Source organism: Streptomyces sp. NPDC018031 (genome assembly GCF_044327625.1).
GTDB lineage: Bacteria > Actinomycetota > Actinomycetes > Streptomycetales > Streptomycetaceae > Streptomyces.
Map to the genome: position 1 here is coordinate 113,256 of NZ_JBIRFT010000018.1, position 11,046 is coordinate 124,301.

Here is an 11,046-nt window from a genome sequence, read left to right on the forward strand (position 1 = left end):
TGCGGCCCGAGCGCATCCGGCACCTTCGGCCGTCAGCGCGCGCCCGCGCCACCACCCGGCCCTGAGCGCGCCCCCCGCAGTTCTGGGGGCCGAAGCGGGACACGTCACCCGGAGCCGGGGCGTGCGCGTGCCCCAGACCGCCGGAGCATCCCCGTACCGCCGGCTCCGAGCGCGCCCCGCGCCCGGCCGGGGTGACGGGCCCCGCGCTCGGGCCCTGGACGAACCGCGTGCGAACCCGGCGGTAGGCTGACCGGACCACGTCCATCCCCGAAGGGAACCCCCCGATGCCGCTCGAAGCCGGTCTGCTGGAGATTCTCGCCTGCCCGGCGTGCCACGCCCCGCTGCGCGAGGAGACGGGCCCGGAGACCCCCGAGCTGGTCTGCACCAGCTCGGACTGCGGCCTCGCCTACCCGGTGCGGGACGACATCCCGGTCCTCCTCGTCGACGAGGCCCGCCGGCCGGCCTGAGCCACGCCGGGTGCGCGCCGCCGCCGCGCGCACCCACGGCAGTCGTCCCCCGCCCCAGGGCCGCGGGCATCCACGCCCCGGGACTCGCACCCCGGCAGGCACCCCTCCGCCCGGGCGTGGGTGGACCGGACGCCACCGGACCGCGGTGCTCGGCACCACACAGCCGTGCCGACCGGCGCGCCGCCCGTCCGTCCCTGCACCCCGCCCCTCCGTGCGGCGGCACCTCACGCCTCGTACCGCTGCTCGCCACCCGCGCGGGTCGGCCGTTTCCCCGCCGTGCGACCTGCCGACGCCCCGGGGCCTGCGCCGCACAGCCACCGCACGGGTCCGTAACCGGTCCTCTCGCGCACCCGCCGCTCCGGGCGGCCCGTCCACCCCGCCCAGCGCACGTCAGACAGCGCATGCCAGCCGGCGCACCTCGGCCAGCCGACTGCAGGCAACGCACCACGGCCAGCCGACTGCAGGCAGCGCACCTCGGCCAGCCGACTTCGGACAGACCAGGTCGGACAGCCCGGTGCTGCCGGCCCGCCCGGTTCGGCCGGACAGCCCGCTCCGGGCGGCCCGCCGGGCCGAGACCCCGCCCAGCCCCCAGCCGCGCCGCCCGCCCACCCCCGCTCCGCCGCGTGGCGCACCCGGCGGCCCGCCCGGCGGCCCGGCGGCCTGATGTCGTCCTGCCCGACCGGTCACCACGCGGAGAATCCGCGCGGCGGGGTACTCGGGGACACAGCGGCACCGCCCGAGGTACGTTCTGGATCACAGGACAATCAGCGAGCAAGCACCCCGCGCCCCGCCGGTACCCCGGGAGCCCGCGCCGACCGCACCCGGCCGGCGCGGCGGCACCGCCCGCCGTTCACCCGGTGCGGGAAGCAACCGGAGCGGCCGGCGCGGTGGTGCCGACCGCACCCGAGGAACAACCCAACCGCACCGCCCACGGCGATCGGAGGCCCTAGCCCGATGCTCGACGAATCTCTCCTCGATGCCCCGGAGGCCCTCGCCCGCGCCGATATCCGCGGGCTGCTGCGCGGGGCCGCCGAATCCGGTGCCCGGGTACGCACGGCCGCCCGGCACGCCGCCGAGGCCGGCATCCACGACCTCAGGCCGGACGGCCGCCCCCGCGCGGTGCTGGTCGCCGGCCCGGGCGCGGCCGGCAGCTGCACCGCGGATCTGCTGGCCGCGTGGACCGGGGGCAGCTGCCCGGTCAGCCTCATCACGCCGAGCGGTGTCGCTCCCGCCCCCGGCGCCCTCCGCTGGACCCTGCCGGGCTGGGCGAGCTCGGCGGACCTGCTGCTGATCGCCACCCCGGACGGCGCCGAACCCGGTCTCCCCGAACTCGTGGAACAGGCCTACCGCAGGGGCTGCTCGATCGCCGCGGTCGCGCCCGAGCGGTCCCCCCTCACCGACGCGGTCGCCCAGGCACGGGGGCTCGCGGTCCCGCTGGCAGCCGCCGGCTACCTCGGCGCGCCCTACGCCACCGCTCCGTACGACGACACGGCGGAAGTCCGCGAGGACCTGCCCCCGGACGCGGCCGCCTTCGACCCCGAGGCGGCCGGGGAACCGGGGAGCGGCCCCGCCGCCGAGGGCACCCGGCACCCGGCCCCCGCCGGTGCCGGCCACGCCGCGGACCCGCCCGGCACCGCGCCCGACGAGAGCACCGGACGCGCCCTCCCCGGCACCCTCTGGGCGCTGCTCACCCCGCTGCTCGCGCTGGTCGACCGGATCGGACTGGTGGAGGCGCCCCCCTCCGCCCTGGCGCAGGTCGCCGATCGCCTGGACCGGGTCGCCGAACGCTGCGGCCCCGCCATCGCCACCTACACCAACCCGGCCAAGACCCTCGCCGCCGAGCTGGCCGGGGCACTCCCGCTGGTGTGGACCGAGGGGCCGGTGGCCGGTGCTGCGGGGCGCCGCTTCGCGGGACTGCTCGCCGCGCTGGCGGGCCGGCCGGCCCTCGCTGCCGAACTGCCCGGCGCGCTCGCCGCCCACGGTGCGCTGCTGACCGGGGCGTTCGCGGGCGGCGCGAACCCGGACGACTTCTTCCGGGACCGGGTGGAGGACCCGGAGGCCCTGCACGCCCGCATCGTTCTCTTCCGCGACCAGCAGGGGCCCGCCAACTCGGCCGTGCCGACCGCCCGAGAACTGGCGCTCGCCCACGACACCGCCATCAGCGAGCTCGAACCGGCCGAGGGCACCCCACTGGAAAGCGCTGCTGAACTTCTCGCCATCGCGGATTTCGCCGCCGTTTACCTCACGCTCGCCTCGGCAGAGAGATCATGACTACCGGTGGTGGACGGGCCGCGCCGGCGTGAGCGCGGCGCCGGCCGTGACCGGTCCGCCGTGACCGGTCCGCCGTGACCGGTCCGCCGTGACCGGTCCGCCGTGAGCGACCGGTCCGCCGTGCGCCCGGACCGGGGGCCGGCCCGAACGACCGCGGCGGCCGCCTGACATCCGACGGGTGTGCCGCGCCCCGGCACCGGGGGCGCACGTGGTGGACGGGCACCCGCCGTACGAGACACCCGGCCGCACCGAACCGTGCGGCCGTACGAACAGTGAGGAACAGAGACCATGGACCGCCTCGCGAACACCGTGCGCCCCTACGCCTGGGGTTCCACCACCGCCATCCCCCGGTTCCTGGGCCAGGAGCCGAGCGGCGAGCCGCAGGCCGAGCTGTGGATGGGGGCGCACCCCGGAGCGCCGTCCCGGATCGACCGCGGCAGCGGGCCGACCGCCCTCCACGAGGTCATCGCCGCCGACCCGGAGGGCGAACTCGGTACGGCGGCGGCCCGCCGCTTCGGCCCCACCCTGCCGTTCATGGTGAAGCTGCTCGCCGCGGCCGCCCCGCTGTCGCTCCAGGTCCACCCGGACCTGGAGCAGGCCCGGACCGGCTTCGCGGACGAAGAGGCGCGCGGCGTCCCGCTCGACGCCCCGCACCGCACCTACAAGGACGCCAACCACAAGCCCGAGATGATCTGCGCCCTCACGCCGTTCGAAGGGTTCTGCGGCTTCCGCGACCCCGAGGTCACCGCCGAGGCCATGGCCGCCCTGGACGTCGACTCCCTCAAGCCCTACGTCGACATCCTGCACGCGCACCCCGAGGCGGACGCGCTCCGGGAACTCCTCACCGCCGTGCTGACCGCCGACCGGGACGCCATGGCCGAGACCGTGGAGGAGGCCGCCCGGGCCGCCGAACGGCTCGCCGCGCTCGGCGGCCCGCACGCCCCGGCCTACGCCGCGTACGCCTTCACCGCCCGGCACTTCCCCGGCGACCCGGGCGTGATCGCCGCGATGCTGCTCAACCACGTCCGGCTGCAGCCCGGTGAGGCGCTCTACCTCGGGGCCGGTGTGCCGCACGCCTACCTCGACGGGTTCGGCGTCGAGATCATGGCCACCTCGGACAACGTGCTGCGCTGCGGGCTGACCCCCAAGCACGTCGACGTGCCCGAGCTGCTGCGGATCGTCCGCTTCGAGAGCGCCCCGCCCGCGATCCTGCGCCCGGAGGCCGAACCGGACGGTGAGGAGCTGTACGCCACCCCGATCGACGACTTCAGGCTCTCCCGCCACGTCCTGGCCGACGGCGCCGCCCCCCGCGGGCTCCCTGCCGACACTCCGCAGATCCTGCTCTGCACCGCCGGCACGGTGCGGCTGCGGTCGGCCGGCGACCCGGCCGAACTCACTCTCCAGCAGGGCGAGACCGCCTTCGTCCCGGCCGGCGAGCGCGTCGAGGCGGCCGGCGACGGCACCCTGTTCCGCGCCACGGTGACCGTCTGACCCGGCGGCCTCGCGCGGTGCTGCAACAATGTCCCGCCGTGAAGCGCTGAAGCGTCACCAAAGCTGCCGAAAGGCGGAAGGGACATCCAGCACATATGAGTGCATCAGGCGGAACCAAGGCGATCGTCGCCGCGCTGGGCGCCAACCTGGCCATCGCCGTGGCCAAGTTCGTGGCGGCGGCGGTCAGCGGCTCGGCGTCGATGCTCGCCGAAGGCGTGCACTCGCTCGCCGACTCGGGCAACCAGGGGCTGCTGCTCCTCGGCGGAAAGAAGGCCAAGCGCGAGGCCACCCCGGAGCACCCCTTCGGCTACGGCCGCGAGCGGTACATCTACGCCTTCCTCGTCTCCATCGTCCTTTTCGCCCTCGGCGGCGCCTTCGCCCTGTACGAGGGCTACGAGAAGATCAAGCACCCGCACGAGATCGAGCACTGGTACTGGCCCGTCGGCGTGCTCGTCTTCGCGATCATCGCGGAGACCTTCTCCTTCCGGACCGCCATCAAGGAGTCCAACCACGTCCGGGGCGGGCTCACCTGGCGCCAGTTCGTCCGCCGCGCCAAGGCACCCGAACTCCCCGTCGTCCTCCTCGAAGACCTCGGCGCGCTGGTCGGCCTCTTCCTGGCCCTCGGCGGCGTCGGCCTCGCGCTGCTCACCGGCGACGGCGTCTGGGACGGCATCGGCACGGTGTGCATCGGCGCCCTGCTGGTGCTGATCGCGCTGGTCCTCGCCGTGGAGACCAAGTCGCTGCTGCTCGGTGAGGCGGCCGACATCGACCAGGTCGAGAGGATCCGCGACGCGGTGGTGGACGGCGAGACCGTCACCGGCCTCATCCACATGCGCACCCTGCACCTCGGCCCGGAGGAACTGCTGGTCGCCGCCAAGATCGCGGTGGAGCACGACCACACCGCCCAGATGGTCGCCCGCGCCATCGACGCCGCCGAGGCACGCATCCGGGAGGCGGTACCCATCGCCCGGGTGATCTACCTGGAACCGGACATCTACAGCTCGGAAGCCGCCGCGTCCGGCGCCACCGTGGCTCCGGGCACCCCGCCCTCCGCTCACTGACCCGGCCCCCGAAGCGCACCGGGCCCCTCCCCGGGGCCGGTGCACCCGGTCGCCCCACCGGTCCGGCTCGGTCCGGCCCGGCCCCCGCGGGCCCCGCGTCCTCCCGGCGCGGGGCCCGCGCCGTCTCCGCCCGCCCCCTCCCCGCCGCCCGCCCTCCCGGCCACCTGCCCCTCTGCCCCCTGCCCTTCCGGTCACCTCGCTCACCCGCCCTCCCGTCTCTCGGTCTCGCGGCCATCTGGTCCCGGCAGGTAGGTGCACCATCGCCGCCGGACACGTGCGGTCGGCAGCCGCTCCCGGAACCCGGTGGCCTCCACCGGCAACCTGCTGCCGTAGCCCCTACTCCATGCGCCTCCAATGCGCCTCCATGACCTTCCATGACCCTTCATGAGCGGTCCCGCCGTCCCGCAGCACCCGCTCGCCGCCCTCGCGGGTGCACCGGCCACAGGGCCTGTCGACCCGCCGGAACCCCCACCGGCACCTCGCGCAGAGCGGCCCGGCGCGGCCGAAGTGCGCCCCCTCGGACTGGGGCGTACCACCCGGGCCGGTGTAGATTCGGGATCAGAGCCAGACGTCGCTGCTGATGGCGGTCGGGTGGTCCGCTCGCGGACCGTCCGAGGGAGAGAGGGCCTTCGACGGACTGCGCCTGTGAGTGGCGGACGCGCACTCCGCGTTTCCGTGTGCGCGCACGGTCCGCCGCCGCATGCCCAGCCGAGACCACTCTCGCTCGAACCCGATGGAGGACAACCTCATGACCACCGCTGCCAACGGTCAGGACTTCAAGGTCGCCGACCTGTCGCTGGCCGCCTTCGGCCGCAAGGAGATCGCTCTCGCCGAGCACGAGATGCCCGGCCTGATGGCGATCCGCGCCGAGTACGCCGAAGCCCAGCCGCTCGCCGGTGCCCGCGTCACCGGGTCGCTGCACATGACCGTCCAGACCGCCGTGCTCATCGAGACGCTGGTAGCGCTCGGTGCCCGGGTGCGCTGGGCCTCGTGCAACATCTTCTCCACCCAGGACCACGCCGCCGCCGCCGTTGCGGTCGGCCCCGACGGCACCCCTGAGAACCCGCAGGGTGTGCCGGTCTTCGCCTGGAAGGGCGAGACCCTGGAGGAGTACTGGTGGTGCACCGAGCAGGCCCTGACCTGGCCGGACGCCGAGACCGGCGGCCCGAACATGATCCTGGACGACGGTGGTGACGCCACCCTCCTCGTCCACAACGGCGTGGAGTACGAGAAGGCCGGTGCCGCTCCCTCGGTGGACACCGCCGAGAACGACGAGCACCGGGTCATCCTGGAACTGCTCAACCGCACCCTGGCCGAGAACCCGCAGAAGTGGACCCGCCTGGCCTCCGAGATCCGGGGCGTCACCGAGGAGACCACCACCGGCGTCCACCGCCTGTACGAGATGCACCGCAACGGTTCGCTGCTCTTCCCGGCCATCAACGTCAACGACTCGGTGACCAAGTCGAAGTTCGACAACAAGTACGGCTGCCGGCACTCGCTGATCGACGGCATCAACCGCGCCACCGACGTCCTGATCGGCGGCAAGGTCGCGGTCGTCTGCGGCTACGGCGACGTGGGCAAGGGCTGCGCGGAGTCCCTGCGCGGCCAGGGCGCACGCGTGGTGGTCACCGAGATCGACCCGATCTGCGCGCTCCAGGCGGCCATGGACGGTTACCAGGTGGCCACCCTCGAGGACGTCGTCGAGACCGCCGACATCTTCATCACCACCACGGGCAACAAGGACATCATCATGGCCGGCGACATGGCCAGGATGAAGCACCAGGCCATCGTCGGGAACATCGGCCACTTCGACAACGAGATCGACATGGCCGGCCTGGCCGCCGTCCCGGGCATCGTGAAGGACGAGGTCAAGCCGCAGGTCCACACCTGGACCTTCCCCGACGGCAAGGTGATCATCGTGCTGTCCGAGGGACGCCTGCTCAACCTGGGCAACGCGACCGGTCACCCGTCGTTCGTAATGTCCAACTCGTTCGCCAACCAGACCATCGCGCAGATCGAGCTGTTCACCAAGCCCGAGTCGTACCCGACCGACGTCTACGTGATCCCCAAGCACCTGGACGAGAAGGTGGCCCGCCTCCACCTGGACGCGCTCGGCGCCAAGCTGACCACGCTCCGCCCGGAGCAGGCCGCCTACATCGGCGTCCCGGTCGAGGGCCCGTACAAGTCCGACCACTACCGCTACTGAGCCCCGGCGCCGCTGACCTGATCCGTCAGCCGCGCTGACCAGTCGGTATCAGGCCCCCGCCCCCGCCGGCGGGGGCCTGTCCCGTCTGCACCGTCAAGGACCCACCATGCCCCGCGGCCGCTATTCGCTTCACGATCCGCACGATCACACCTCCCTCGGAGAAGAGCACTTCCACTGCGCCATCGGCCCCTCCGGCTGGCGCTACGTCTCCCAGCTCACCACCCCCTCCGGCAGCGCGCCGGGCGCGGATCCCCACGGCGCCACCGCCGGCTCCGTCGACCTGACCCTGGACGAGCTCGGCCGCCCGATCCGTCTCGAACTCCACGCGGCCGACTGGCAGGTCCGCGGCGCGGCCCTCGACGGAGTCACCTGGGTGCGCACCGATCCCACCGGCGATCACGCCACCGAGGGCAATGTCGCCGCGCACGCCTTCACCGGCGCGTCACCCGCGTTTCTGGTCGCCACGTCACGGCTGCTCCGCCTGGAGCCGGGCGATCCCGCCACCCGTGTACGCCTCGTGGCCTTCACCGCTCCCGTTCTCGCACCACGCACCTTGGACCAGTCCTGGGCCCTGATCGGCAGAACGCCGCACGGCACCGGCAACAGCCCGCTGATCGTGGACGAATACCAGGTCAGCGCGTTGGACACGGGGGAGCAGTACAGCGTGCACATCGCGGGGGACGTGGTTCTGTCCGCGCCTGGTATCGAGCTCGATGACCTTGACACACCGCCCTCGACTTTCGCTTGAGCCTCCTGGAAGGCCCTAGCGCGGGGGTGCAAATCCAGTCACCTTCGCCGGCGGAGCCGCCGACATGGCCTCCGCCCCGGGTTCGGCCCTGCCCGCTGCGCCCACGGTCCCGGGAGCTTCGTCCGGAACGCCGTCCACCGGCGCGTCCTCACCCGGCCCCCCGCCCGCCACCGCACCCGGTCCGACCCAGCCACTCCCGCCCGGTCCACTCCCGCCCGGTCCGGTCTTGACCGGTCCACTCCCGCCGGGGCCATTTCCGGCCGGTCCGATCTCCACCGGTCCGGCCTCGCCGCACCCGCTCGCGGCCGGCACGGTCCCACCAAGTCGTCCTTCTGCCGCCGGCCCACCCGCGTCCACCCCGCCCGCCGCGGCACCGTGTCCGGTCATCACTCCGCTTCCGAGTACCTGCCCCGCACCCGGAATCCCACCGGTAACCGGCGCCCCGCCCACCCCGCCCGCCGCAGGCCCCAGCAACCGCCGCGCGTCGCGCGACTGCCGCTCCGCTGTCACGGCGGCCAGATACGCCGCCGCGGGAGTCCCCTCCGGCCGGGGCCGTCCGACACACGCCGCGACCTCGTCCGCCAGTCGCTCGGCCAGCGTCGCCCCCACCTCCGGATCGAGCTGGCGCATACGCGTCAGGTACTGGCGGACCGCGAGCCACAACCCGTCCGGCACCCCGGACAGATCGGCTCCGGCGAACCGGTCGGCGAGCCAGGGCGGAGGAGCCGGCGGCAGCACCGGCCGGCCGGTGGGGACCCGTTCCCGGACGACCAGGGTTCCGGCGAACACGTCTCCGACGCGCCGTCCCCGGTCCGAGACCAGGGAGGCGATGCAGGCGATGGTGCCCAGCGACGCCAGGATCTCGATCACCCCGACCGCGCCCCTGACCAGCGCGTGGCGGAATCGGATCGGCCCGCCGTCCTCCCGGACCACGCGCAGCCCGCACACCAGCTTCCCCAGCGACCGGCCATGGCTCAGCGTCTCGACCGCGATCGGCACCCCCACCAGCACCAGCACGAAGAGCGCCACCGCCACGGCCGCTGCGGCCGCGTCGTCCAGCGATCCCGTTCCCGCCACCACCGCAACGGACACCGCGAGGTAGACGAGCCAGGCCGCCACCAGGTCGATCAGCACCGCCAGGGCGCGGCTCGGCAGACGGGCCGGGCGCAGTCCCAGGACCACCGCGTCACCGGTGACCAGCTCGCTCATGCCTCGCCCACCCGCCTCTCCACCACCGGGTCCAGCCGCACGAGTAGCCGCGCGAGCCGGCGCGTATCACCAGTCTGCCGCCGCCCCGCGGCCGACCGCCAAGCCTCCGCGGGGTCCGCCGCGGCCGCTCGGGCCGCTCCCCCTCACCCCACCGGAGCATCCATAGGGGTGGCCGAGGCCCGATCTGCCAAGCTGGCGGTGCTTGCCCCCATCGCGAGGAGCAGCCGTCATGGATCTCGATGTCTTCGTCGCGGCCCACCGGGCCGAATGGGAACGGCTGGACACCCTGGTGCGCCGGCGCCACCTCACCGGAGCGGAGGTGGACGAACTCGTCGCCCTCTACCGGCGCGCCGGCACCCACCTGTCGCTGATCCGGACGATCGCCCCCGACACCCACCCGGCCGGAGCGCTGACCTCCCTCGTCGCACGGGCGCGCTCTGCGGTGACCGGGGCGAGGAAGGCGAGCTGGCGGGATGCCGCGGCCTTCTTCGCGGCGGGGTTCCCGGCGGCGGTGTACCGCACCCGCCACTGGTGGATTCCCACGGCGGTGCTCTCGCTGACGGTCGCGGCCCTCATCGGCTGGTGGATCGGTACCCACGCCGAGGTACAGGCGTCCATCGCGGCACCGGAGCGGCTGCGCGACCTGACCCGGCCCGGCGGGGAGTACGAGACGTACTACTCCAGCCACCCCGCCACGTCCTTCGCCGCCCAGGTGTGGACGAACAACGCCCAGGCGGTGGCCCTCTGCCTGGTACTGGGCGCCTTCCTCGGTCTGCCTGTGGTGGCCGTCCTGCTGGCGAACATGTTCAACCTGGGTATCGGGATCGGACTGATGGGAGCAGCGGGCCGACTGGACACCTTCCTCGGGCTGGTGATCCCGCACGGCCTGCTCGAACTCACCGCGGTCTTCATCGCCGCGGGTACCGGGCTGCGCCTGGGCTGGACCGTGATCGACCCGGGTCCGCGCCCGCGCCGTACCGCCCTCGCCCGGGAAGGACGGGCCGCGCTCGGTATGGCGATGGGCCTGGCGGCGGTGCTGCTGGTGGCCGGTCTCATTGAGGCGTTCGTGACGCCGTCCGGTCTGCACACCAGCGCCCGGATCGCCATCGGAGCCGTCGCTGAGCTGCTCTTTCTCCTGTACGTCTTCAGGGTGGGCGCCCGGGCGGCGGAACGCGGGGAGTACGGGGACGTCGCGGCGGCCGACCGTGGCTCCGCCCCGCCCACGGCGGCGTGATGTGCGTCGGGCCCCGTTGAGCTGCTAGTCTCCTCTTCGCCCCAAGACACCTGTTGACACGGGTGTGGTGGGGAGGTAGATTTTAACGGTTGCGAGAGGGACTGGACAGGTCCCCGGGTCAACGGTTAGCGTCTACGAACGCTCCGCTGGAACGAGATTCCGGCGGGCACCTTCGAATCAGTTGGAACACAAACGCCGATTAGGTCGGCGGAAGTGATTCTGATAAAGTCGAAACAGCCGGAAGGCGCGGAAACAAAAATCCGCCCGAAAGGCAAACCCCCTCCAACGGGGACCGGAAATGAAATCCGAACCGGGAACGGAACGGAAAACGGATCTGGTAAGGTTGGAAACACCGAAGG

At 73.5% G+C, this 11,046-nt stretch carries 8 protein-coding genes; 7 read left to right on the forward strand and 1 reads right to left on the reverse strand.

Annotated features, from left to right (window positions below; genetic code table 11):
- Nucleotides 1-284 precede the first annotated feature (284 nt).
- The 6 genes from ACH4B3_RS29155 (at nt 285) to ACH4B3_RS29180 (ending at nt 8,244) form a co-directional block, all read left to right on the forward strand.
- The gene (locus ACH4B3_RS29155; RefSeq protein WP_398467786.1) at nt 285-467 is read left to right on the forward strand and encodes a Trm112 family protein; all 183 of its coding nucleotides are present in this window, start codon (nt 285-287) and stop codon (nt 465-467) included.
- A 954-nt stretch (nt 468-1,421) separates the two neighbouring features.
- Nucleotides 1,422-2,738: an SIS domain-containing protein gene (locus tag ACH4B3_RS29160; RefSeq protein WP_398467788.1), complete on the forward strand. Its 1,317-nt coding sequence runs from the start codon at nt 1,422-1,424 to the stop codon at nt 2,736-2,738.
- A 288-nt stretch (nt 2,739-3,026) separates the two neighbouring features.
- The gene (manA, locus tag ACH4B3_RS29165) at nt 3,027-4,229 is read left to right on the forward strand and encodes a mannose-6-phosphate isomerase, class I (protein ID WP_398467790.1); all 1,203 of its coding nucleotides are present in this window, start codon (nt 3,027-3,029) and stop codon (nt 4,227-4,229) included.
- Nucleotides 4,230-4,324: 95 nt separating this feature from the next.
- Nucleotides 4,325-5,290, forward strand: coding sequence for a cation diffusion facilitator family transporter (locus ACH4B3_RS29170; protein WP_398467792.1), 966 nt, complete (start codon nt 4,325-4,327; stop codon nt 5,288-5,290).
- A gap of 748 nt (nt 5,291-6,038) precedes the next feature.
- The gene (gene ahcY / locus ACH4B3_RS29175; protein ID WP_398467794.1) at nt 6,039-7,496 is read left to right on the forward strand and encodes an adenosylhomocysteinase; all 1,458 of its coding nucleotides are present in this window, start codon (nt 6,039-6,041) and stop codon (nt 7,494-7,496) included.
- Nucleotides 7,497-7,602: 106 nt separating this feature from the next.
- Nucleotides 7,603-8,244, forward strand: coding sequence for a hypothetical protein (locus tag ACH4B3_RS29180; RefSeq protein WP_398467796.1), 642 nt, complete (start codon nt 7,603-7,605; stop codon nt 8,242-8,244).
- 15 nt (nt 8,245-8,259) lie between these two features.
- On the opposite strand, the gene ACH4B3_RS29185 is transcribed toward ACH4B3_RS29180, so the two are convergent.
- Nucleotides 8,260-9,453, reverse strand: a complete 1,194-nt coding sequence (locus tag ACH4B3_RS29185) for an RDD family protein (RefSeq protein WP_398467798.1) — start codon at nt 9,451-9,453, stop codon at nt 8,260-8,262.
- A gap of 229 nt (nt 9,454-9,682) precedes the next feature.
- Here ACH4B3_RS29185 and ACH4B3_RS29190 point away from each other — a divergent pair, with 229 nt between their 5' ends.
- Nucleotides 9,683-10,687: a stage II sporulation protein M gene (locus ACH4B3_RS29190; protein WP_398467800.1), complete on the forward strand. Its 1,005-nt coding sequence runs from the start codon at nt 9,683-9,685 to the stop codon at nt 10,685-10,687.
- The last annotated feature ends 359 nt before the right edge of the window (nt 10,688-11,046 follow it).

Coding starts and splice junctions, on each gene's coding strand:
- ACH4B3_RS29155 (WP_398467786.1), top strand. CDS start 285: ATGCCGCTCGAAGCCGGTCTGCTGGAGATTCTCGCCTGCCCGGCGTGC.
- ACH4B3_RS29160 (WP_398467788.1), top strand. CDS start 1,422: ATGCTCGACGAATCTCTCCTCGATGCCCCGGAGGCCCTCGCCCGCGCC.
- manA (WP_398467790.1), top strand. CDS start 3,027: ATGGACCGCCTCGCGAACACCGTGCGCCCCTACGCCTGGGGTTCCACC.
- ACH4B3_RS29170 (WP_398467792.1), top strand. CDS start 4,325: ATGAGTGCATCAGGCGGAACCAAGGCGATCGTCGCCGCGCTGGGCGCC.
- ahcY (WP_398467794.1), top strand. CDS start 6,039: ATGACCACCGCTGCCAACGGTCAGGACTTCAAGGTCGCCGACCTGTCG.
- ACH4B3_RS29180 (WP_398467796.1), top strand. CDS start 7,603: ATGCCCCGCGGCCGCTATTCGCTTCACGATCCGCACGATCACACCTCC.
- ACH4B3_RS29185 (WP_398467798.1), bottom strand. CDS start 9,453: ATGAGCGAGCTGGTCACCGGTGACGCGGTGGTCCTGGGACTGCGCCCG.
- ACH4B3_RS29190 (WP_398467800.1), top strand. CDS start 9,683: ATGGATCTCGATGTCTTCGTCGCGGCCCACCGGGCCGAATGGGAACGG.